General features: G+C 62.2%; 20 protein-coding genes and 1 pseudogene. 12 read left to right on the top strand and 9 right to left on the bottom strand.

What is annotated here, in order from left to right; translation table 11 throughout:
- Nucleotides 1–71 precede the first annotated feature (71 nt).
- The gene (locus NKI38_RS08445) at nt 72–1298 is read left to right on the top strand and encodes an anion transporter (protein ID WP_352656362.1); all 1227 of its coding nucleotides are present in this window, start codon (nt 72–74) and stop codon (nt 1296–1298) included.
- Between the two features lie 81 nt (nt 1299–1379).
- On the opposite strand, the gene NKI38_RS08450 is transcribed toward NKI38_RS08445, so the two are convergent.
- The gene (locus tag NKI38_RS08450) at nt 1380–1967 is read right to left on the bottom strand and encodes a TetR/AcrR family transcriptional regulator (RefSeq protein ID WP_352656364.1); all 588 of its coding nucleotides are present in this window, start codon (nt 1965–1967) and stop codon (nt 1380–1382) included.
- Nucleotides 1968–2055: 88 nt separating this feature from the next.
- On the opposite strand from NKI38_RS08450, the gene NKI38_RS08455 reads away from it, so the two are divergent.
- Entirely contained in the window at nt 2056–2937 is an 882-nt protein-coding gene (locus NKI38_RS08455) for a crotonase/enoyl-CoA hydratase family protein (protein ID WP_352656366.1), read from the top strand.
- On the opposite strand, the gene NKI38_RS08460 is transcribed toward NKI38_RS08455, so the two are convergent.
- The 4 genes from NKI38_RS08460 to NKI38_RS08475 all read right to left on the bottom strand — a co-directional run bounded on the left by NKI38_RS08460 (nt 2898) and on the right by NKI38_RS08475 (nt 5719).
- Complete coding sequence (locus NKI38_RS08460) at nt 2898–3206, bottom strand: cupredoxin domain-containing protein (RefSeq protein WP_352656368.1); 309 nt, start codon at nt 3204–3206, stop codon at nt 2898–2900. The two genes, NKI38_RS08455 and NKI38_RS08460, sit on opposite strands and share 40 nt — an antisense overlap.
- An 11-nt stretch (nt 3207–3217) precedes the next feature.
- Nucleotides 3218–3742 carry a DUF4142 domain-containing protein gene (locus NKI38_RS08465; RefSeq protein WP_352656370.1) on the bottom strand — a complete coding sequence of 175 codons (525 nt, stop codon included), beginning with the start codon at nt 3740–3742 and terminating at the stop codon, nt 3218–3220.
- Between the two features lie 118 nt (nt 3743–3860).
- Entirely contained in the window at nt 3861–4535 is a 675-nt protein-coding gene (locus NKI38_RS08470) for an RNA polymerase sigma factor (protein WP_352656371.1), read from the bottom strand.
- Nucleotides 4536–4630: 95 nt separating this feature from the next.
- The gene (locus tag NKI38_RS08475) at nt 4631–5719 is read right to left on the bottom strand and encodes an HPP family protein (RefSeq protein ID WP_352656372.1); all 1089 of its coding nucleotides are present in this window, start codon (nt 5717–5719) and stop codon (nt 4631–4633) included.
- On the opposite strand from NKI38_RS08475, the gene NKI38_RS08480 reads away from it, so the two are divergent.
- Nucleotides 5718–5843, top strand: a complete 126-nt coding sequence (locus NKI38_RS08480; protein WP_352656374.1) for a hypothetical protein — start codon at nt 5718–5720, stop codon at nt 5841–5843. The genes NKI38_RS08475 and NKI38_RS08480 overlap by 2 nt on opposite strands.
- Nucleotides 5844–5937: 94 nt before the next feature.
- Nucleotides 5938–6312: pseudogene (locus NKI38_RS08485) on the top strand (IS1 family transposase); the annotation flags it as partial.
- Between the two features lie 99 nt (nt 6313–6411).
- On the opposite strand, the gene NKI38_RS08490 reads toward NKI38_RS08485, so the two are convergent.
- A complete protein-coding gene (locus NKI38_RS08490; protein ID WP_352656376.1) occupies nt 6412–7305 on the bottom strand; it encodes an SDH family Clp fold serine proteinase in 894 nt (297 codons plus the stop codon).
- Nucleotides 7306–7454: 149 nt separating this feature from the next.
- Nucleotides 7455–8639, bottom strand: a complete 1185-nt coding sequence (locus tag NKI38_RS08495; RefSeq protein ID WP_352656378.1) for a cystathionine beta-lyase — start codon at nt 8637–8639, stop codon at nt 7455–7457.
- A gap of 595 nt (nt 8640–9234) precedes the next feature.
- Between NKI38_RS08495 and NKI38_RS08500 the strand changes: the two genes are divergently transcribed.
- The 6 genes from NKI38_RS08500 (at nt 9235) to NKI38_RS08525 (ending at nt 15432) form a co-directional block, all read left to right on the top strand.
- Nucleotides 9235–9870: a DUF1326 domain-containing protein gene (locus NKI38_RS08500; RefSeq protein WP_352656380.1), complete on the top strand. Its 636-nt coding sequence runs from the start codon at nt 9235–9237 to the stop codon at nt 9868–9870.
- A 9-nt stretch (nt 9871–9879) separates the two neighbouring features.
- Complete coding sequence (locus NKI38_RS08505) at nt 9880–10725, top strand: DUF2182 domain-containing protein (protein ID WP_352656382.1); 846 nt, start codon at nt 9880–9882, stop codon at nt 10723–10725.
- A 432-nt stretch (nt 10726–11157) separates the two neighbouring features.
- On the top strand, nt 11158–12186 hold the full coding sequence (locus tag NKI38_RS08510) for an amino acid ABC transporter substrate-binding protein (RefSeq protein WP_352627264.1): 1029 nt from the start codon (nt 11158–11160) through the stop codon (nt 12184–12186).
- 63 nt (nt 12187–12249) lie between these two features.
- Entirely contained in the window at nt 12250–13437 is a 1188-nt protein-coding gene (locus NKI38_RS08515) for an amino acid ABC transporter permease (RefSeq protein WP_352656384.1), read from the top strand.
- Nucleotides 13438–13446: 9 nt separating this feature from the next.
- A complete protein-coding gene (locus tag NKI38_RS08520; protein ID WP_352656386.1) occupies nt 13447–14604 on the top strand; it encodes an amino acid ABC transporter permease in 1158 nt (385 codons plus the stop codon).
- Nucleotides 14605–14682: 78 nt separating this feature from the next.
- A complete protein-coding gene (locus tag NKI38_RS08525; RefSeq protein WP_031260969.1) occupies nt 14683–15432 on the top strand; it encodes an amino acid ABC transporter ATP-binding protein in 750 nt (249 codons plus the stop codon).
- A 396-nt stretch (nt 15433–15828) separates the two neighbouring features.
- On the opposite strand, the gene NKI38_RS08530 is transcribed toward NKI38_RS08525, so the two are convergent.
- A complete protein-coding gene (locus NKI38_RS08530) occupies nt 15829–17070 on the bottom strand; it encodes an FAD-dependent monooxygenase (RefSeq protein WP_352656388.1) in 1242 nt (413 codons plus the stop codon).
- Between the two features lie 19 nt (nt 17071–17089).
- Nucleotides 17090–17335, bottom strand: coding sequence for a zinc-finger domain-containing protein (locus NKI38_RS08535; protein WP_023761953.1), 246 nt, complete (start codon nt 17333–17335; stop codon nt 17090–17092).
- A 244-nt stretch (nt 17336–17579) separates the two neighbouring features.
- Here NKI38_RS08535 and NKI38_RS08540 point away from each other — a divergent pair, with 244 nt between their 5' ends.
- The gene (locus NKI38_RS08540) at nt 17580–19781 is read left to right on the top strand and encodes an RNA degradosome polyphosphate kinase (RefSeq protein WP_352656390.1); all 2202 of its coding nucleotides are present in this window, start codon (nt 17580–17582) and stop codon (nt 19779–19781) included.
- Nucleotides 19781–21316 carry an exopolyphosphatase gene (gene ppx, locus NKI38_RS08545; RefSeq protein ID WP_352656392.1) on the top strand — a complete coding sequence of 512 codons (1536 nt, stop codon included), beginning with the start codon at nt 19781–19783 and terminating at the stop codon, nt 21314–21316. Before NKI38_RS08540 ends, ppx begins: the two co-directional genes overlap by 1 nt.
- Nucleotides 21317–21562: the final 246 nt, after the last annotated feature.

A 21562-nucleotide genomic window follows, 5' to 3' on the forward strand; every position in this document is an offset into this window, starting at 1 on the left:
GCCGACATCACGCTAAAGGTAGTGTCCGGTGCCCCATCGGGGCTGGATGGATCGGGCAGGGCCTTCTTCGCATGACATTGATGGGCGCGGCGGCACTGCTGATCCTGGTCCTGACTTACGCCGGTGTCGCCGTTGGCCGCATCCCCGGCCTGCGCCTCGACCGGGCAGGGATCGCGCTGCTCGGCGGAGCCGCGATGATCGCCGTCGGCGCGCTCAGCATGGAGGATGCCTACCGGGCGATCAATTTCGACACCATCACGCTTTTGCTCGGCATGATGATCGTGGTGGCCCATCTGAAAGTGTCGGGCGCCTTTCGCGGCCTTGGCGCCATCGCCATCGAGCACGCGCACGCGCCCTTCATGCTTTTGGTGATGGTGACGCTGTTGACCGGCGTGCTGTCGGCCTTCCTGGTCAACGACGCCATCTGCCTTGTCATGGCGCCGATCGTCGTCCACGTCACCCGCATCATCAAGCGCAACCCGATCCCCTATCTGATCGCCACCGCCACCGCCTCGAATTGCGGCAGCGTCGCCACCATCACCGGCAATCCGCAAAACATGGTCATCGGTGCGCTGTCGGGCATTTCCTATCCGGCCTTTTCGGCGGCACTCGCTCCGGTCGCCCTGTTCGGCCTCGTCGCGGTCGTTGTCATCATCCGCATCGTCTACCGGGCCGAATTCGCCCGCACGGTACAACTGATGCCCGAGGTCTCGCGTGGCCGCATGCATAAGAGGCAGGTGCTGAAGGCGGTGGTGGTCTGCATCGGACTGGCAATTGCCTTCTTCGCCGGCGTGCCCGTCGCCAAGGCAGCACTCATCGGCGGCGCCATCCTCTTGCTCACCCGTGCCATCAAGCCGGAACGCATCTACCGCGAAATCGACGGTCCGCTGCTGTTCATGTTCGCTGGGCTGTTCGTGGTCGTCGCCGGCGCCGAAAAGACGCTGCTGACATCAGACATGATCGCCTCGGCAAAGAACCTTGGGCTGGACGATATCTGGCGCCTGTCCGGCTTCACCGCGGTGCTCTCCAACATCATGAGCAATGTCCCGGCCGTGCTGGCGCTGCGGCCCTTCATACCCGGCCTCGAAAATCCCGAGCGCGCCTGGCTGGTCGTCGCCATGAGTTCGACGCTGGCCGGCAATTTCACGCTGCTTGGCTCGGTCGCCAACCTGATCGTCGCCGAACAGGCACGGGCCGCCGGTACGCCGCTGTCGTTCGGCGCCTTCTTCAAGGTCGGCTTGCCGTTGACTGTGATAACGCTTGGCGTGGGCACGGCATGGCTGGCGTTTGGGTTCTAGAGCAATCCCAGGAAAAGTGTGAAACGGTTTTCCCGGGAAAGCGCATAGCGCTTTCCCTTGGGATTGCGTCAAAACAAAGAGTTAGACCTGGGTGCTTGAAATGCGCGCCCGCACAAGCGTCGCGGCGGCGTGCCCTGCCGCCCGGATATAATCGGGGTTGTGGTGGATCAGCATGCTCGAAAAGGCGCCGTCCATGAGCAGCACGATCTCGCGCGCCAGCATGTGCGGCGCCGTGACGCCGCGGGCCGACAGTTCGGCGGCGAGCCATTTTTCGAAATTTGTCTTGTGCCGCGATCCGGCCTTGACCGCCGGGTGTCCAGGCATCGAGGCAAGCTCCGCGGCCGTGCGCAGGAAGCCGCATCCTTTCCATTTCGGATGGCGAGCGGCCCTCGCCAGATTGGTGAAGATCGCCTCGACCTTGCGATCCGCGCCGCCTTCGGCGGCATCGAACCAGCCAGCCATCCGCTTCAGGTTGGGTTGGTCGCGGCCATCGAGATAGGCGGCGATGAGGTCGTCCTTGCTCTTGAAATGGTAGTAGAGCGTCCGCTTGGTGAGGCCCGCCTCCTCGGCAACGGCATCGACGCTGACGCGACCGATTCCTTCGGCATAAAAGAGTCTGGTCGCGGCATCGACGATGCGTTTGCGGGTGGGGCTCTGTGCGTCAGGCATGAGCTTAGGTATACCGACTAGTGAATATACACAAGCGGGAAAGGGCATAGTCTTCCGGCTCAAGAGCATTATGGAGAAGGAAGAGCCAATGACCGATCTTGTCCTCAACGAGACCAGCGATGGGATTGCCATCCTTACCCTCAACCGGCCGGAGAAACTCAACGCGCTGAACTATGCCCTGATCGATCGCCTGCTTGCGATCCTCGACGACATCGAAGTCGATGACGACGTTCGGGCGGTCATTCTTACCGGGGCAGGGGAGCGCGCGTTTTCGGCGGGCGGCGACATCCACGAGTTCTCGGCCAGTGTGGCGCTTGGCGTCGACGTCGCGATGCGTGACTTCGTCATGCGCGGGCAGCGGCTGACGGCGAGGCTGGAAGCCTTCCGCAAACCCGTCATCGCCGCCGTCAACGGCATCGCCTTTGGTGGCGGCTGCGAAATCACCGAGGCCGTGTCGCTCGCCATCGCCAGTGACCGTGCCCTGTTCGGCAAGCCGGAAATCAACCTGGCGATGCCGCCGACCTTTGGTGGAACGCAGCGCTTGCCCAGGCTCGCCGGGCGCAAGCGGGCGCTCGAACTGCTTTTGACCGGCGACTGGTTTCCGCCGCCGCGGGCGCTTGAGCTGGGTCTCGTCAACGAAGTCGTGCCACATGCCGAGTTGATGCCGGCCGCAATCGCCTTGGCAAGACGTATCCTGCGGCACTCCGATCTGGCGATCGCCAGCATCCTCACGGCGGTGAGGCGCGGCCTCGACCAGAGCATCGCGGAAGGCCTGCTGGTCGAGGCCGAGCAGTTCGCCCGCATGGCCTCGACAGCCGATTTGCGCGAAGGGCTCGATGCCTGGATCCAGCGGCGCGAGCCCCGCTATGACGGCTCGTGGACGCATATCGCGCGCCCCGACGAGGCCAGGCGGACCTCGTTGACGCAGAATCAGGGCGCCACCACCAAGCGGCCTTTCATGTTGGGGTGAAAGCGGCAGAAATAGTCGATCGATTCAGCCGCCTTCAATGTCAGGCTTGCGGATTTCTTCGGCGGGATCATCACCTCCCAGCCACCTTTCACGGTGGCCGTGTGGGCGAACACATCCTTGTTCACCCACTCGATCGTATCGCCGACCTTCGCCTCGACGGTGGCCGGCGAGAACACCAGTTTGTCGATGGTGACCTGGATGGTTTCAGCTCGCGCCGGAACGATACCGACGACCAGCATCAACGCAATCCACGGAGGGCGTTTCGGCATGCACCCGGTCCTTACTTCAGCATGCCGGCGACGTGTTCGGCATGCTGCTCATGGCCCTGGAAAATCTTCAGCCCGGTTTCCAGCAGGCTCTTCAATTCGGCATTCTGCGCCGACGGGATGAGCAGCGTTTCAAGAGCGCCGTCGACCTGCTTGTGATAGGCCACCTCATTGTCGACATAAGCCTTGTCGAAGGCCGCGCCCTTGAGCTTGGCGAGTTTCGCCCGCTCCTCCTCCGCCGCTTTGGTCAACGCCTTGCTGGTAGCGTTGTCTTCCGGCGTGACCTTGAGCTTCTTGACCAGATCGAGCGCCTGCACGTTCACCGCCTCATGGTCGCGCACCATGTCCTTGGCGAAGGCGAGCACCTCCTTGTTCTTCGACTTTTTGAGCGCTTGCTTGGCCGCCTCGACATCGATCACACCGGCCGTGTAGGCGATGTGGGCGATCTGCGGGTCGGTCGGCTTGTCGGCGGCCTGTGCGAACGGGGCGGTGCCAAGCAGCAGCATGGCGGCGAGCGCGGCGGTGTGTCGGATAGACATGGCATCTCCTTCGTCCGGGCGCTTGAAATCGCGCCGGACAGTGTTTTTCGGTTGACGGTCATTGGATGCGGTACGGCGGCAAACGTTCCCGCCAAAAATCAAATGAGTCCGGCGAGGCTCAGCTTTCCAGCCCGAGCCGCCGCATGACGGCGCTGGTCAGCCTTTCGCAACGCCGGCCGGCGAAGGGGAAGGCATCGAGCAGCACCGGCCCGATCTGGTCGTCCAGCGCCTTGCGCACCAAAGCGCGGGCCCGGTGCAGCCTCGTCTTGACGGTTTGCGGCCGCACGCCGAGAAGATCGGCGGTCTCTTCGATACTCAGCCCCTCGATCACCCGCGCCACGAACACCGTCCGGTAGACATCGGGAAGGCTGTCGGTGGCCCGTTCGACCAGCTGGAGGATCTGCCGTTGCGCCATCGTCCGTTCCGGATCGTCGCTGGGGTTGAGAGGGAACCGGATAATCTCGGCTTGCGGATTTTCCGGCAGTGCCACCGTTCGGCGCCTCTTGCGCAGGCGGCCGAGCGCCTCGTTGATGACGATGCGCGACAGCCATGTGGCCAGCGAGGAGTCGCCGCGAAACGCTTCGAGATGGGCGAAAGCCCTGACATAGGCCTCCTGCACGATATCCTCGGCCTCGCTGTCATTGCGCACGACGCCGCGCGCGATCCTGTAGAGCCGTTGGTTGTGCGTCTTGATGATGGTGCGGAAGGCATCGCCGTCGCGCGCCAGCGCCCGTCCTACGAGCTGCACGTCGCCTGGCGCGGCAGAAGGTACGGCCGTCAAGACAGCAGGCATGGCCAGTTTCCTCAACCCAACCTCCGGACCGGAACCTCGATTGAGAGATTGGACGCTGTTGCCGGCAAAAGGTTCCCGAAGATTTTTCGCCTGGGCTAACCTACCGCGTCCAATGAGGACTTGTCAGCAACCTGCAGGCGCGCCGTCGCCGCCAGGAGATCGGTCTGGGTGATCAGCCCAAGAATCCGCTTGTCGTCGTCGACGATGATGACGGCATGGCTGCGGCCGTCGGTCAGCACGGGCAGCAGCCCCATGGCGGCGAAACCGGCGGCGGCGGTCGCCGCGGGCGATATCACGGATCCAACCGCGCCGGTGGCTTGCGTCAGTTCCCGCAATCCCACGGTGCCTGCCAGCCTTGCCTCCGCGTTGACGACCGGCAAGGTGCGGATGTTGTGGTCAAGCAGCAACTGGCGTGCCGCATCGGTAGAGGTGTGCGCGCCGACCGAGATCACATCACGCGACATGATGTCCTCGCACAGAACGGTCTTGTGCGCGCGCACCATCGCCTGCAATTCGACTTGCCGCAGCAGGCGGTCGAGATCGTTGCGATCGATATCGAACGTCTCGTCGAGTGCGCCAAGCGCGGCATCGATGTCTTCGGACCGAAAGCCGACGCGCGATTGTGCCGGCGGATCGCCGGTGCCGTGGCTGTTCGCAGGTGCTGGAACCGGCACATGCGGATAATTGCGCCGCGCCAGTCTGTGGAAGCCGTAGCCGAGCGCCACCAGCAGGATCGAGTTCAACGCCACCGGTACGAATGGAAACAGGAAGCCGGCGCTGAGGACGGCCGGCCCTCCCAGCACCGCGGTCAGGGCGGCGGCTCCGCCAGGCGGATGCAGACAACGCGTGAACGACATGGCGGCGATGGCCAGTGCCACTGCGATGCCGGCGGCAAGGGCGGTTTCGTGGATGAAATGCGCCACGATCACGCCGACCAGTGCCGATATCGTGTTGCCGCCGATGATCGACCATGGCTGCGCCAGCGGGCTGGCCGGCACCGCGAACAGGAGCACGGCGGACGCCCCCATCGGCGCCACCAGCAGCGGTACATGCGGGCCGTTGCCGAGCACAAGGCTGGCGATCACGCCGGTGAGCGCAATGCCGATCGTCGCGCCGATACAGGCAACGAGGCGCTCGCGAAGCGTCGCGCCGGCAAGAATGGGAACAAAGAGGCGGAAAGCCATGACGTCGAAAACTCTGCCGGTATTCCAGGGGGAAATCGAAACCGCGATGATTGCACCGCAATGGCGCGGCATCGCGGAATTTGAAAGCCAAATTGATCCGCGATGCCGCGGTTTGTGGGAATAGAATTCCACGACCTTGTAGCGATACGCGCCACGATGCCGGTTGGCCCCGCAGGCGAAGTCGACGGCGAGCCGGAAGGCAAGGCAGTGCCACAGGACGCTGCTATAGCCCCGCCGTCTGCACTGGCACAAAGAAGACCCACATCGAAGGCTCGCCCGACCTAGCGCACGTCAGCACGTCGCACGTTGAACGCCAGAACCTCACTATGCGGATACATATGCGCCGGTTCACGCACCCTACAAATGCGTTCTCAAAGGAGTTCGAAAACCACGTCCACATGGTTGCGCTGTGCACCGTCTGGTACAACTTCAGTCGCATTCATAAGGCGCTTAAGACTTCGCCCGCGATGGCTGCCGGCGTGTCTCGGACGCTTTGGTCGATGGACGATCTTTGCGATAAGATGGACGCTGTTGCGCCGAAGCCGGGCAAGCGCGGCCCCTACGCAAAACTGCCTAAAGACACCGCCGCTTAGTAAGCTTCGATGCAATAGCCGCTGGCGCGAGCTTTCTTCTGGTCGTCTTCGCGGCTGTAACGTACCGGCGGCGCAGATTTTGGAGCTGGTTTTAGCACATTAACCTTCGACTGCCTTTCCAGAATCTGCTCCATTTCGCGCTGCTGCTCGGCGGCGGGGCGGGCCACCTTTTTCAACTTTTGCGTCATGGTTCTCTCCATCCTCACCCTGCTTTTTGGCAGGTTCGATTTTCCGTATTGCTAACGTCTGTTGAGGGAATCTGGTTGCACGGCCCATTCCCTCTACCAGTTTGATCTCATCCGGTGTAGCGGCTCTGACCCGCTGGAAAAGCGTCTGTGCCTCGCCAATGTCAATGACAAAACCATGGCTAGGATACGATTGCGATATCTTCTCAATAGCACCATTCTTCAAATTTTGCCATTTTCCGTTCAACCGTTGGCCATAGTCCTCGCCGATGCGCATTGCTCTAGAACGCGAACCGACCTCTTCAGGATCGATTCGATGGAATATCGGCCCATATAGCGCGGATATAATTTCCGTGGCCGCGTGTGAGGCCGTGTTGAACGAGACGACGTTGCTGCTGGACGTAACAATCTCGGAAACCAAATCGTGATAGGTCCCCTTGGCCCGCTGTTCTAGCGCAAGGAATGCCTCGCTTATGTTCAGGCCGGATTCATATCCAAGCAGTCTGTCTTCCTTAGCCATTTGAACGTCAAGCGGCCCTAGCTCGCCATAGGGGGTAAAGATCAGCTCATCCGCTGCTATAGCCAGCAAGGTGCCTGCGCTCTTGCATAACCCTGAAATAAGCACCTTCACTGAATCATAGCGAGATTGGAGATAGCGGCCAATCTTATACGCGGCGTCTGGGCTGCCACCGCCGGTGACGAGTATCAGGACGCATTGTTTTTCTGACTGCTGCGACGCGACAAGTTCAATGAACTTCAGATCGCTGCCCCGTTCGATCGGGCCGTTATAGAGATATAGATCGCCCACAGCCCATTTCCCCCATGCCCTAGCCGAGACCATACGCATAAAACCTTGCGCCGGGCAATCGCAGCTACAAATCGGATTTTGGGGCGATGCCAATTTCAAACTGAGACACTACCAGTTAGTCCGCTGAGTTGGCTTGCAGGTGCTCCGGTTCAGGCAGCCGCCGCGGCGGTCAGGCCGCGCGAAATGTCGGCCTTCAGGTCGTCGACATCCTCGAGGCCGATCTGCAGGCGGATCAACGGACCCTCATAGGGGGCTTTCGCAACAACGCGGTCGCCGAGCCAGACCGGCACCGCGAGGCTCTCATAGCCGCCCCAGGAATAGCCGAGGCCGAAGATCCGCAGCGCGTCGAGGAAGGCGTGCTGCTGCTTCTGGCCGCCGCCGGCGAGCACGATGGAAAAGATGCCGCTCGAACCGGAGAAGTCGCGCTTCCACAAATCGTGGTCAGGGTGGCTGGGAAGGGCAGGGTGGAGCACGCGCGCCACGCCGTTCTGGCCTTCGAGCCAGGAAGCGATGGCGAGCGCGCTGCGCTGATGGTGCTCCAGGCGCACGCCCATGGTGCGCAGGCCGCGCAGCACCTGGTAGACATCATCGGGCCCGGAGCAGCAGCCAAGCGTGCAGAAACTTTCGTAGAGGTGGTTCCAGCAGCTCTCATTGGCCGACACCGTGCCGAGCAGCACGTCGGAATGGCCGGCCGGGTATTTCGTCGCCGCATGGATCGAGATGTCGACGCCGTGGTCGAGCGGACGGAAATACAGCGGCGTCGCCCAGGTGTTGTCCATCATGACGATGGCGCCGGCGGCGTGCGCCGCCTTGACGATGGCGGGGATGTCCTGCACCTCGAACGTGTTGGACGCCGGCGATTCCGTGAACACCACCTTGGTGTTGGGCTTGATCAACGCCGCGATTCCGGCGCCGACCTCGGGGGCGTAATACTCGACCTCGATCCCCAGCCGCTTCAGCATCGTGTCGGCGAAGTTGCGGGTCGGATGATAGACCGAATCGACGATCAGCAGATGGTCGCCCGCCGATACGAAGGCGAGCAGCGGCACGGTTACCGCCGCAAGGCCCGACGGCACCACAATCGTGCCGGCCGAGCCTTCCAGTGCGTCTATGGCCTGGGCCAGGGCATCGGTCGTCGGTGTGCCGCGCGTGCCGTAAGTGTATTTCTGGCTGCGTGCCGCCATCGACGCTGCGTCGCGAAAGAGCACGGTCGAGGCATGCACCACCGGCGGATTGACGAAGCCGAAATAGTCATGCGGATTGTTGCCCGAATGGGCAAGCCGCGTGTTGATGCCCACCCCGCCGCTAAAGTGCTCGCTGCCGTCTTTCGCCATTCTGCATCGCCTTGTTTGCCAAGCCGCTAGCCATAGTGCGGCGTCATGGACCGTGCAACAGCCGCCGTCCGCCAGGGGACGGACTTCGAATATGCCAATTCGTCGCGGCAAAAGGTGGCGATGCGGGTGTGGCGCTACCCCGGCGGTGCGTTGCCGGCAGTTGCGCCGGTCTCCGCCGACAGAGCTACGAACTGGGGTTAGCGGATTCCTTCGGAGCCTTCGCCGGCGCGTAGGCTGACGGAAACGAAAAACCCGCCTGTGCGGCGGGTCGCTGGCGCAAATCAGCACCATGGACAAATATGTACCATAGCTGAGGGCACGAAGTCAAGAAAAAATTCCTATCGCGAAAAGCTGCCGGCACAAAAGCTGCCGACACGGCCGAACTGGCTGTCGTCAGGTCTAACGTGAGTTCGGAGCCCTATCTCAGCCAATCGGCCTATTGTGGGTGGCTGCGAAAAATATATAATCGATTTCTAATATTAATCGCCGGATTGCTTCGATCAGATGCTGCCGGATGGTTGTTGCCGGTTGACCTTCTGGTCCTCCACGATCCGGATCGCGCTCACGAAGCGTGAGCGCAAGGGGAGGGAAAGTCATGCCCGACGTCAAATGGACAATGAAGGCGCGCGAATTCACCAACTGCAACTGCGCCTATGGCTGCCCGTGCCAGTTCAACGCCATGCCGACATACGGTTTCTGTGAAGCGGTTGCTGGCATGGAAATCGAGAGTGGCCATCACGGCGACACCAAGCTCGACGGATTGCGGTTCGTCGGGATTTTCCGCTGGCCCGGCGCCATACACCAGGGCAGGGGCGAAGCCGCTGTGGTTATCGACGAGAGGGCGACCGAGGCCCAGCGTGGTGCGCTGCTTCGCATATTGGGCGGTCTGGATACCGAACCAGGTGCGACGATATTCCAGGTCTTTTCGACCACGCTGGAGAAATTCCACGATCCGATCTTTGCCCCGATCGAATTCAAGGTCGATGTCGGCGCGCGAACCGCGCGGCTGCACGTCAATGGCGTAACCGACGGCCATGGCGAGCCGATCAAGAATCCGGTCACCGGCGCGGAACACCGGGCGCGCATCGACCTGCCGCACGGCTTCGAATACGCGATCGCCGAAGTCGGGCGTGGCTGGACCAAGACGACGGGCCCAATCAAGTTCGAACTGGCCGATTCGCACAGCCATTTCGCCAATCTGCATCTCACGCAGAGCGGCATCGTGCATTGACCTGATCCAATGGGCGACACGGCCCTCGAGGCGGTGCTGCGGCGCGACCGCGCGGTCGTAGCGGCCGCGCTCGTCGTGATCGCAGTGCTCGCCTGGGCCTATGTGCTGTGGCTCGCCGCCGATATGGTCATGCCCGTCCCGGGCAGCGCAGGCGACGACATGACCGAAATCGACATGTCGAACATGGGCGGGATGGATATGGGCGCCACCGTGGCGCCCGGTTTCCGGGCCTGGGCATCGGCCGATTTCGCTTTCATCTTCACAATGTGGGCGGTGATGATGGTCGGCATGATGACGCCTTCGGTCGCGCCGATGTTGCTGCTCTATGCCGGCGTCGGTCGCAAGGCGCGGGCGGATGGCCGTCCTATCGCTTCGACGGGATGGTTCTTTGCCGGCTATCTCACTGTGTGGGTCGTGTTCAGCATTGTGGCGACCGCTGCGCAATGGCTGCTCGCCCATCTTGCCTTGCTCAATCCTTCGATGGCAACCGACAGCGCGGTTCTCGGCGGCCTCGTCCTGATCGCCGCTGGCCTCTATCAATGGACGCCGATGAAGGGCGTCTGCCTGCGCCAATGTCAGGCGCCGATCGCATTCCTGGCCAGCCATGGCGGGTTCCGTTCCGCCCCGCTCGGCGCGCTTCGGCTCGGCATCGACCACGGCGTCTATTGTCTGGGTTGCTGCTGGGCACTGATGGCTCTGCTCTTCGTCGGCGGCGTCATGAACGTGCTGTGGATCGCCGGCATCGCCGCCCTTGTTCTCCTTGAGAAGACCGTCCCAACCAGGCAGTTGATTCCACGCGTTTCCGGCGCGTTGATGGCTGCGGTCGGCGCCTGGCTCGTCTTTCAAGCTCTTTGAGAACAGTCGTTGCCTCCGGGGCGATATTGCCCGGTAGCCGGCCGACAACGTCGGATGATAGTCTTCCGGCATAACAATTCATCGCGCACCGGGCCAACAACCGCCGAGGTGCCGCCTGGGATGGATTTTCGCTGCAGCGGACCCGCATTGGCATTGAATGAGTTTTGCCGCTTTTATTTGCTCTGCTGGTCAAATCGCGGGCGCGTTTGCCTGCTATTTCAGGCATTTGCGCCAATCGGTTTTCAAACTCTTTCGGTTTCGGTCATTTCCCTTGACCTCACGGGAATTATCGCCTTCGATGACATTCGTGAATGGGAGGCGGCGCGTCGGTTACGACGCGGGGTTCCGGAAATGGGCCGGAATGGGAACTGCGTTCACACGGGAAAAAAATCAGGGTTTGCCCTGAAAAACAGAGAAAAGGGTCTGTGGGTCATGAAACATATTGCTATCGGCATTCTTGGCGCCGCCACGCTTGGGTTGATGGCGTCGGCCGCCTCGGCAACCACGCTCGATACCGTCAAGGCGAAGGGCTTCATCCAGTGTGGCGTCTCGACCGGCCTGGCCGGCTTCTCGGCGCCGGACGACAAGGGTGACTGGCAAGGCATCGACGCGGATTTCTGCCGCGCTGTCGCGGCCGCCGTCTTTGGTGACGGCACCAAGGTCAAGTTCACGCCGCTCAGCGCCAAGGAGCGCTTCACCGCGCTGCAGTCCGGCGAGATCGACATCCTGTCGCGCAACACCACCTGGACGATCAACCGCGACACGGCACTTGGCCTGAATTTCATCGGGGTCACCTACTATGACGGCCAGGGTTTCATGATCAATGCCAAGAAGCTGCCGGGCGTCAATTCCGCGTTGCAGCTTTCCGGCGCCGCCGTCTGCGTGCAGAGTGGCACGACCACCGAACTCAATCTGGCCGACTATTTCAAGGCCAACAAGATGGAGTACAACCCGGTCGTCTTCGAGAAGCTGGAAGAGGTCAACGCCGCCTATGACGCCGGCCGTTGCGACGTCTACACCACCGATCAGTCGGGCCTCTATGGCATCCGCCTGACGCTGGGATCGCCGGCCGATCACGTCGTGCTGCCCGAGATCATCTCGAAGGAGCCGCTCGGACCGGCCGTGCGCCAGGGCGACGACCAGTGGTATCACATCGTCAAGTGGACCTATTTCGCACTGTTGCAGGCTGAAGAACTGGGCATCACCAAGGCCAATGTCGACGAAATGAAGAACTCGCCCAGCCCGGAGATCAAGCGCGTGCTTGGCCAGGAAGCCGATACTAAGATCGGTACCGATCTCGGCGTCTCCAACGACTGGGTCGTCAACATCGTCAAGGCCGTCGGCAATTATGGCGAAATGTTCGAACGCAATGTCGGTTCGGGCAGCCCGCTGAAGATCGCGCGCGGCATCAACGCGCTGTGGACCAAGGGTGGCCTGCAGTACGCTCCGCCGATCCGCTGATCGAAATGTGATCCGGAAGGCAGGTCGTCTGCCTTCCGGTTTCTCTTTCCAGGGGACGGTCGAATGGCATCGCAGGAAGTTCTTCGCGAGGAGCCCAGCCGCGGCTCCTTCATCAACGATCCGAAGGTCCGGGGCATATTCTTCCAGGCGCTGGTCGTCGTTCTGCTGGTGGCGGGCGTCTGGTGGATTGCCCACAACGTCATCGACAATCTGACGCGCCTGCACATCGCTTCAGGCTTCGGCTTCCTCAAGGGCCGCGCCGGCTTCGACATCAGCGAGAGCGCCATCGCCTATTCATCGGATTCGACCTATGGCCGCGCCATTCTGGTCGGCTTCCTCAACACCGTGATCGTTGCCGTCGTCGGCATCATCACCGCGACAATCATCGGCTTCATCGTCGGGATCGGCCGGCTTTCGCAGAACTGGCTGATCAGGAAGATCTGCACGGTCTATGTCGAGGTCTTCCGCAACATCCCGCCATTGCTGGTCATCTTCTTCTGGTATTCCGGCGTGCTGGCCGTGCTGCCGGCACCACGCGACAGCATCAATTTGCCATTCGGCTCCTTCCTCAACCAGCGCGGCTTCTATTTTCCACGCGCCGTCTGGGGCGACGGCTCCTGGCTGATCTTCGTCGCTCTGCTTGTCGGCATCGCCATGGCGTGGTTCGTCGCGCGCAAGGCGCGGCAACGGCAGATGGCGACCGGACAGCAATTTCCAGTGTTGTGGACAGCCCTGGCGCTGATCGTCGGGCTGCCGCTGCTCGCCTATGCGCTGAGCGGCTTCCCCTTGAGTTTCGATTACCCCAAGCAATCGACCTTCAACCTGACCGGCGGCTTCCAGGTCAGGCCGGAGTTCCTGTCGCTGTATCTGGCGCTATCCTGCTATACCGCCGCCTTCATCGCCGAGATCGTACGCGCCGGCATCAGGGGCGTCAGCAAAGGCCAGACGGAAGCTGCCGGCGCGTTGGGGTTGCGGCCTGGGTCGATCCTGCGGCTGGTCGTCGTGCCGCAGGCCATGCGCATCGTCATTCCGCCGCTGACCAGCCAGTATCTCAATCTGACCAAGAACTCGTCGCTCGCTATCGCCATCGGCTATCCGGACCTGACGGCGACCGCCGGCACAGTGCTGAACCAGACCGGCCAGGCCGTCGAGGGCGTGGTGATCATGATGGTGATCTATCTGGCCATCAGCCTCCTGACCTCGCTTGTGATGAACTGGTTCAACGCCAAGATGGCGCTGGTGGAGAGGTGAGGTAAGGACATGCAAGAACATGATATGTCCTGGGTGCGCACCGAAATGGCGATGGCGCAACCGGCGCCCGCCAGTGTCACTGGCCTCGGTGCGTGGGTGCGCAAGAACCTGATCGCTTCTACCGGCGACACCATTTTGACAATCGTCGGCATCGCGCTGGTGGCGATGATCCTGCCGCAAATCATCAACTGGGCGTTCATCAACGCCGTGTGGACCGGGCCGGACCGGACCGTATGCGCAACAGTGGCGCAAGGCGGCATCCAGCCGGATGGCTGGACCGGCGCCTGCTGGGCTTTCGTCAACGCCAAATTCGGCCAGTTCATGGTCGGGCGCTATCCTATCGAGGAGCGCTGGCGGCCGATTCTGGTCGCCATCCTGTTCGTGGCGCTGCTGGTGCCGATGCTTATCCCGAAGGTGCCGCGTAAAGGGCTGAATGCGATTCTGCTGTTCTTCGTGCTGCCGGTCGTTGCCTTCGTCCTGCTTGTCGGCGGCATGTTCGGCCTGCCACATGTCGAAACCTCGATGTGGGGCGGGCTGCTGGTAACGCTCAGCCTGTCGTTCGTCGGTATTGCCGTGTCGCTGCCGCTTGGCATCGTGCTGGCGCTCGGCCGCCGTTCCAGGATGCCGATCATCAAGACGCTGTGCGTCGTCTTCATCGAGACGGTGCGCGGCATCCCGCTGATCACCGTGTTGTTCTTTGCCAGTGTGATGCTGCCGCTGTTTCTGCCGGCCGGCGTCAGCTTCGACAAGTTCCTGCGGGCGCTGATCGGCGTGTCGCTGTTTGCCGCCGCCTATATGGCCGAAGTGGTGCGCGGCGGCCTGCAGGCGATCCCCAAGGGCCAGTATGAAGGTGCGGATTCGCTCGGCCTCGGCTATTGGCAGAAGATGTATTTCATCGTCATGCCGCAGGCGCTGAAACTGGTCATCCCGGGCATCGTCAACACCTTCATCGGCATGTTCAAGGACACCAGCCTGGTCATCATCATCTCGATGTTCGATCTGCTCGGCATCGTCAAGCAGAACTTCTCCGATGCAAACTGGGCAACCGCCCAGACGGCCAGGTCCGGCCTGATCTTCGCGGCCTTCGTCTTCTGGCTGTTCTGCTTCGGCATGTCGCGCTATTCAATGTTCACCGAACGCCGGCTCGACACCGGCCACAAACGCTAAACAAAAGAACAAGGGGACCCTGTCATGGCCACCGAAAATGCCGTCAGCGCGGAAGAGATCAAGGTCAACGCCGCCAAGATGCAGATTTCCACCACCGATGTCGCCATCGACATCATCGCCATGCACAAATGGTATGGCGAGTTCCATGTGCTCAAGGATATCAATCTAAAAGTAATGCGCGGCGAGCGCATCGTCATCTGCGGCCCTTCGGGCTCCGGCAAATCGACGATGATCCGCTGCATAAACCGTCTGGAAGAGCACCAGAAGGGCAAGATCATCGTCGACGGCAAGGAATTGACCAACGATCTCAAGAAGATCGACGAGGTGCGCCGCGAGGTCGGCATGGTGTTCCAGCACTTCAACCTGTTCCCGCATCTGACCATCCTGGAGAACTGCACGCTGGCGCCGATCTGGGTGCGCAAGACACCGAAGAAGCAGGCCGAGGAAATCGCCATGCATTTCCTCAAGCGCGTCAAGATCCCGGAACAGGCCCACAAATATCCCGGCCAGCTGTCCGGCGGCCAGCAGCAGCGCGTGGCCATCGCCCGCTCGCTGTGCATGAACCCGCGTATCATGCTGTTCGATGAGCCGACCTCGGCGCTCGATCCGGAAATGATCAAGGAAGTGCTGGAGACCATGGTCGGGCTCGCCGAAGAAGGCATGACCATGCTGTGCGTCACCCATGAGATGGGCTTTGCCCGCAAGGTCGCCAACCGTGTGATCTTCATGGACCAGGGCCAGATCGTCGAGCAGAACACGCCGGCCGAGTTCTTCGACCACCCGCGCCACGAGCGCACAAAGCTGTTCCTGTCGCAGATCCTGCACTAGCCTTCCGATGATCACAAAGAGCCCGGCTGAAACAGTGCCGGGCTTTTTTGCGTATGGATGAACAGGAGGCGGTCGGCTCGTGTCGTGCCGGGGCGCGTTTGCAGGGCCGCCATTCACCGGCTGGTGGAACCCGCTGCCGGTATCGCTCGGCCTGTCGATGCGGCTGTATAATTAGCGTGGGCAGGTTCTTGCGTCGGCCTGATGCGATCCGCCTCATTCCTTCGCGCCCCCCTCTGTCCTGCCGGACATCTCCCCCACGAGGGGGGAGATTGGCGGTTTCGGCGCCCCGCTCTTTCTGCAGCGTTCGAGATTGGCGAAATCGGCGGTGCCGGCCGATCTCCCCCCAAGTGGGGGAGATGTCCGGCAGGACAGAGGGGGCGCTGTCCCGCCGGCCTGTCAACGCTTGACAACAGCCTCCGCTGACCACCCATAGAGCCAGTCCAAATCCGCCGCGAGTTTTTCCGACGAGCGGATTTTCAGGAACACATTGCGCGCGATCGCCACTGGACCCGAGGCATGCCAGGCCAGCCGGTTGACAGCGCCGCGTCGGGCGACCTGCGCGACACGCGGCCGCCGTGACTGCTCCCAGACGGCAAGCGCGGCCAGAGGATCGGCAGGGGAGTCGGCAATGATATCGGCAAGCGTCGCCGCATCCTCGATCGCCATGGCCGCGCCTTGCGCCGCGAACGGCGTCATCGCATGGGCCGCGTCGCCGATTAGCGCCATGCCGTCCGGCGTTGTCCAGGGTTGCTTCTGGTCGACCGTATGGAGTGGCCAGGTCAGCCAGGGGCCAGTCATTTCCACCAGTCTTGCAAGGCCTGGCTGCGTGCCGCGCGTGGCATCGGTCAGGATGCCGGGGTCGGCATGGCCGGACCAGCCTTCGGCAATGCGTTCGCCCTTGGTGAAGGCGACGAGGTTGAAGGCGTCACCCTTGCTGACGGGATAGGCGACCATATGGAAGCCCGGGTGCAGGAAAGTGGTGACGCAGTCCTTGGCGCCGATCGCTGCGAATGCCTGCCCTGCGGCACTCTGCGCGGCAATGGTCGCGCGCCAGGCCAGTTCGCCGGAAAAGCGGCTTCTTGGCGAGGCAGCCCCCTTGGCCGAATCGACAAGCCCGCGCACCGACGACCAGACGCCATCGGCGCCGATCAGCAGGAACCCCTCGGCCGCGATGGATTTGCCGTCGATCTCGACCGTCGCGGTGATGCCATGGGTTCCGGTGGCAATGCCGTGGAGGCGGGCGCCAGTGACGATCTTGATGTCGGCGATCTCGTCGGCGCGCGCCATCAGCGCACTCTGCAGGTCGGCCCTGTGGGCGACGAGATAGGGCGCCTGCCAGCGCGTCTCGGCGGCTTGCCCCAACGGCACGCGTGCCAGTTCGCGCAGCGTCGCGGCATCCTTCAACACCACGGCTCCCGGCCGCACCGCTGCCGGCAGCAGCCGGTCGAGCACGCCAAGCTGGCGAAGAATGCGCGTCGCATTGGGAGAAAGCTGGAGGCCGGCGCCTACCGCTTCCAGGCGTGGCGCCTGTTCGAACACCTGCACGGAATAGCCGTGTTTGGCGAAAGCAAGCGCTGCGGTCAGCCCGGCGACGCCCGCCCCGGCGATGACGACCTGCCGGGAGCGCGTTTCGTTCATCGGGTTTGTCGCGAAGGAATCAGGCGGCCTGGTCGATATAGATGCACCCGGCCGGCAGCGTTTCCGTCGCCTTCAGCTTGGGCGAATAGCGGTAGAGCGTCGAGCAATAGGGGCAGACTTTTTCGTTGTCGTCGCCCATGTCGAGAAACACATGCGGGTGATCGAAAGGCGGGTTGGCGCCCGTGCACATGAATTCCTTGACGCCGATGTCGATAGCCGGGTAGCCCGCATCGTTCTGGAAATGGGGAATGGAACCGCCTGCCATCGTCGTCTCCTTAACGCAGTCTCTTCTGCATCTGGATCATAACAGGCCTCTTTGCAAGTTCGATGAAATGAAACTGTCGCAAAAGCCTGTCAGAGGATAAGTTAAGCCGGTTAACGCATGACCCGGAAAACCGACGTCGGTTTTCGGAAAGGATCATGCGTCGCCTTGGAGTGGTAGAGCGTCCTTTGCGCGTCCTGGAGGACGCGCAGCGCCCTAGCCGGCAGACGGTGTGGAAGAGCGGAATATGAACGAACTGAAGCCGGTGCAGAGCGAATTCATCAATGCGGAGGTGGCAAGCCCGGAGGGGGGCAATCCCGATCGTTTCGTCAACCGCGAGTTTTCCTGGCTGCAGTTCAATCGGCGCGTTCTTGAAGAATCGCTGAACCTCAATCATCCGCTGCTGGAGCGTGTCCGCTTCCTGTCGATCTCGGCCGCCAATCTCGACGAGTTTTTCATGGTGCGCGTCGCCGGCCTCGCCGGCCAGGTGCGCGAAGGCATCGTGCTGAAAAGCCCTGACGGGCGCACTCCCGAACAGCAGCTGGAACAACTGCTGCGCGAGGTCGAGCGGCTGCAGGAAGACCAGCAGAAGAGCCTGTCTGCGCTCACGGTGCTGCTCAACAAGGAGGGCATCGAGACCATCACCCGCGATGCGCTGACCAAGGACGAGAAAATCTGGCTGGAAGACCATTTCCAGGAGCAGGTGTTCCCGGTGCTGACCCCGCTGTCGATCGACCCGGCGCACCCGTTCCCGTTCATCCCCAATCTCGGCTTCTCGATGGCGCTGCAATTGCGCCATCGCAAGAACGGCGAAGAGATGAGCGCGCTGCTGCGCCTGCCGGTGGCGCTCAAGCGCTTCATCCGTCTGCCGGACCGCAAGCGCCATGTCCGCTTCATCCCGCTGGAAGAGGCGGTCGGCCTTTATATCGGCAAGCTCTTTCCCGGCTACGAGGTCAAGGGCTCCGGCACATTCCGCATCATCCGGGATAGCGATATCGAGGTCGAGGAGGAGTCGGAAGATCTCGTGCGCCTGTTCGAGACGGCGCTGAAGCGGCGCCGCCGCGGCTCGGTGATCCGGATCGAGTTCGACATACTGATGCCGGCGGAACTGCGCGACTTCGTCGCCGGCGAGCTTGGTGTCTCGTCGAGCCGCATCAGCGTCTTGACCGGTCCGCTGGCGCTCAGCCAGATTTCCGAGATCGTCGCCGTTCCCCGCGACGATCTCAAATTCACGCCTTACAATCCGCGCTTTCCCGAACGCATCCGCGAGCATGGCGGCGACTGTTTTGCCGCCATCCGCGAGAAGGACATCGTCGTCCACCATCCTTACGAATCCTTCGACGTGGTGGTGCAGTTCCTGCGCCAGGCGATGGCCGACCCGGAAGTGGTGGCGATCAAGCAGACGCTTTACCGCACTTCCAATGACAGCCCGATCGTGCGCGCGCTGGTCGACGCGGCCGAGGCCGGCAAGTCGGTTACAGCGCTGGTCGAACTCAAGGCGCGCTTCGACGAGGAAGCCAACATCCGCTGGGCGCGCGACCTGGAACGTGCCGGCGTGCAGGTCGTGTTCGGCTTCCTTGAGCTGAAGACGCATGCGAAAATGTCGCTGGTGGTGCGGCGCGAGGACGGCAAGCTGCGCAATTATGTGCATCTCGGCACCGGCAACTACCATCCGGTGACCGCGCGCATCTACACCGACCTGTCCTTCTTCACCACCGATCCGACGATTGCGCGCGATGTCGCCCAGCTCTTCAATTTCATCACCGGCTATGCCGAGCCGACGGATGAAATGCGCCTGGCGATCTCGCCGTTCACGCTGAGAAGCCGCATCTTGAAGCATATTGCCGACGAGATTGCCTATGCTGTCGAAGGCAAGCCGGCACGCATCTGGATGAAGATGAACGCGCTCGTCGATCCGATCATCATCGACGCGCTCTACGATGCCAGCCGCGCCGGCGTCGAGATCGACCTTGTCGTGCGCGGCATCTGCTGCCTGCGGCCGCAGGTTCCGGGCCTGTCGGAAAACATCCGTGTCAAATCGATCGTCGGGCGGTTTCTCGAGCACAGCCGCATCTATTGCTTCGGCAACGGCCACGGCCTGCCGTCGGACGAGGCGATCGTCTACATCTCTTCGGCGGACCTCATGCCACGCAATCTCGACCGCCGCGTCGAAACCATGGTGCCGATCACCAACCCAACTGTGCATGAACAGATCCTTGGCCAGATCATGCTGGGCAACATCATGGACAATCAGCAAAGTTTCGACGTATTGGCTGATGGAACCTCCCGGCGCGTGGTGCTGGAAGAGGGTGAGGAACCGTTCAACGCGCAGGAATATTTCATGACCAATCCGAGCCTGTCGGGACGGGGTGACGCGCTGAAGTCGCATGCGCCCAAGCGCATTGCGCAGTTCAAGCGCCGCAAGAAGAACGCCGCAGCGTCCGGCTGATGCTGTCTGATTCCCAGGGCCGGTTGCAGGACCGCCGACCGCTGTCCATCATCGACATCGGATCGAATTCGATCCGTCTCGTCGTCTATGAGGGGCTGGCGCGTTCGCCGACCATGCTGTTCAACGAAAAGATGCTGGCCGGTCTCGGCCGCGGCATCGTTTCGACCGGCAAGCTCGACCCCGAGGCGGTGACCCGCTCGATGGAAGAGTTCCGCCGCTTTCGCGCGCTCTCCGACCAGGCCGGCGCCGAACAGATGTATGTGCTGGCCACCGCCGCCGCCCGCGAGGCTATCAACGGTCCCGATTTCATTCACCGCGCCGAGGACGTGCTCAAGACCGAGATCCGTGTGATCAGCGGCCGTCAAGAAGCCTATTATTCGGCGCTCGGCGTCATTTCCGGCTTCCATCCGGCCAATGGCATCGCCGGCGATCTGGGTGGCGGCAGCCTCGAACTGGTCGATGTCGACGGTGAAGCGATCGGCGACGGCATAACGCTGCCGCTGGGCGGCCTGCGCCTGCAGGACATGGCCAAGAACTCGCTGACCCAGGCGGCAAAGATCGCGCGTGACGAACTCGCGAAGGCAAAGCTGTTGAAAGGCGGGCAGGGCAGGCCCTTTTACGCCGTCGGCGGCACCTGGCGAAATCTCGCCCGGCTGCACATGGAAATGACCAACTATCCGCTCGGCGTCATGCACCACTACGAGATATCGGCCGAAAGCGCGGCGAATTTCCTCAAGCAGGTGGCCAAAGCCGAGATCGAGAAGGTCAAGGGGATCGAGGGCGTTTCCAAGAACCGCCGTTCGCTGCTGCCTTACGGCGCCATCGTGCTGCAGGAGATCATGGCGGCGATGCAGCCGTCGAAGATCATCGTCTCGGCGCTCGGCGTGCGCGAAGGCTTTCTCTATTCGCTGCTCGACGAGGCCGAGCAGAAGGCCGATCCGTTGATTTCGGCCTCGGAGGAACTCGCCCGGCTGCGCTCGCGCTCCGTCACCCATGCGCATGAACTTGTCGACTGGACTGCCAGGACCTTTGCCGCCTTCGGCATCGACGAGACCGAGGATGAGGCACGCTATCGCCATGCGGCCGCATTGCTGGCCGACATCGGCTGGCGCGCGCATCCCGAATATCGCGGCAAGCAGTCGCTCAACATCATTGCCCACGCGTCCTTCTTCGGTGTCGACCATCCCGGCCGTGCCTTCCTGGCAATGGCCAACGCCTATCGTCACGACGGCATCTTCAACGAAGCCATCGCGCCCGAAATCAAGGCGCTGGCTCCGCCGCGTTATCTGGAGCGCGCCCGCGTGCTCGCCGCAATGATGCGCGTCGTCTACCTGCTGACAGCGTCGATGCCGGGCATCATGCCCAGGCTGAAATGGGAACAGCGCGGCAATGGCGTGCTGGCGCTGGTCTTGCCGGCATCGCTGGCCGACCTTTATGGCGAGCGGCCGGCCGGACGCCTGGCGCAATTGGCAAGGATCACCAACCGCCGGCTGGTGCTGGCCGTCGAGGGCGGTCCGAGTGTCTCGGTGAAATAGCCGCTGCCTGATAGCAGGCCATGTCTTATCTGATTCAAGCGGGTCGTCGGCGGCTTCGCGTTTGTGGACCGGCTTCCCCCAATCCGTCGCTGCTTCGCAGCGCCACCTTTCCCCCTCCGGAGGGAAAGGAAGGGAGCCTCGTTGAAACAGCGTTGGCGGCAATAGGCTCGCGTCCTTCCTCTACCCCGTCGATCGGGGGAGAGGTGGCTTGGCGAAGCCGAGACGGAGTGGGGGTCGACCAGCTCG

Origin of the sequence: Mesorhizobium sp. M0621, assembly GCF_040320745.1 — a bacterium.
GTDB lineage: Bacteria > Pseudomonadota > Alphaproteobacteria > Rhizobiales > Rhizobiaceae > Mesorhizobium.

Excerpts from the sequence above, each read along its gene's own strand:
- NKI38_RS08445 (WP_352656362.1), top strand. The coding sequence starts at position 72 with ATGACATTGATGGGCGCGGCGGCACTGCTGATCCTGGTCCTGACTTAC.
- NKI38_RS08450 (WP_352656364.1), bottom strand. The coding sequence starts at position 1,967 with ATGCCTGACGCACAGAGCCCCACCCGCAAACGCATCGTCGATGCCGCG.
- NKI38_RS08455 (WP_352656366.1), top strand. The coding sequence starts at position 2,056 with ATGACCGATCTTGTCCTCAACGAGACCAGCGATGGGATTGCCATCCTT.
- NKI38_RS08460 (WP_352656368.1), bottom strand. The coding sequence starts at position 3,206 with ATGCCGAAACGCCCTCCGTGGATTGCGTTGATGCTGGTCGTCGGTATC.
- NKI38_RS08465 (WP_352656370.1), bottom strand. The coding sequence starts at position 3,742 with ATGTCTATCCGACACACCGCCGCGCTCGCCGCCATGCTGCTGCTTGGC.
- NKI38_RS08470 (WP_352656371.1), bottom strand. The coding sequence starts at position 4,535 with ATGCCTGCTGTCTTGACGGCCGTACCTTCTGCCGCGCCAGGCGACGTG.
- NKI38_RS08480 (WP_352656374.1), top strand. The coding sequence starts at position 5,718 with ATGACGTCGAAAACTCTGCCGGTATTCCAGGGGGAAATCGAAACCGCG.
- NKI38_RS08475 (WP_352656372.1), bottom strand. The coding sequence starts at position 5,719 with ATGGCTTTCCGCCTCTTTGTTCCCATTCTTGCCGGCGCGACGCTTCGC.
- NKI38_RS08495 (WP_352656378.1), bottom strand. The coding sequence starts at position 8,639 with ATGGCGAAAGACGGCAGCGAGCACTTTAGCGGCGGGGTGGGCATCAAC.
- NKI38_RS08500 (WP_352656380.1), top strand. The coding sequence starts at position 9,235 with ATGCCCGACGTCAAATGGACAATGAAGGCGCGCGAATTCACCAACTGC.
- NKI38_RS08505 (WP_352656382.1), top strand. The coding sequence starts at position 9,880 with ATGGGCGACACGGCCCTCGAGGCGGTGCTGCGGCGCGACCGCGCGGTC.
- NKI38_RS08510 (WP_352627264.1), top strand. The coding sequence starts at position 11,158 with ATGAAACATATTGCTATCGGCATTCTTGGCGCCGCCACGCTTGGGTTG.
- NKI38_RS08515 (WP_352656384.1), top strand. The coding sequence starts at position 12,250 with ATGGCATCGCAGGAAGTTCTTCGCGAGGAGCCCAGCCGCGGCTCCTTC.
- NKI38_RS08520 (WP_352656386.1), top strand. The coding sequence starts at position 13,447 with ATGCAAGAACATGATATGTCCTGGGTGCGCACCGAAATGGCGATGGCG.
- NKI38_RS08525 (WP_031260969.1), top strand. The coding sequence starts at position 14,683 with ATGCAGATTTCCACCACCGATGTCGCCATCGACATCATCGCCATGCAC.
- NKI38_RS08530 (WP_352656388.1), bottom strand. The coding sequence starts at position 17,070 with ATGAACGAAACGCGCTCCCGGCAGGTCGTCATCGCCGGGGCGGGCGTC.
- NKI38_RS08535 (WP_023761953.1), bottom strand. The coding sequence starts at position 17,335 with ATGGCAGGCGGTTCCATTCCCCATTTCCAGAACGATGCGGGCTACCCG.
- NKI38_RS08540 (WP_352656390.1), top strand. The coding sequence starts at position 17,580 with ATGAACGAACTGAAGCCGGTGCAGAGCGAATTCATCAATGCGGAGGTG.
- ppx (WP_352656392.1), top strand. The coding sequence starts at position 19,781 with ATGCTGTCTGATTCCCAGGGCCGGTTGCAGGACCGCCGACCGCTGTCC.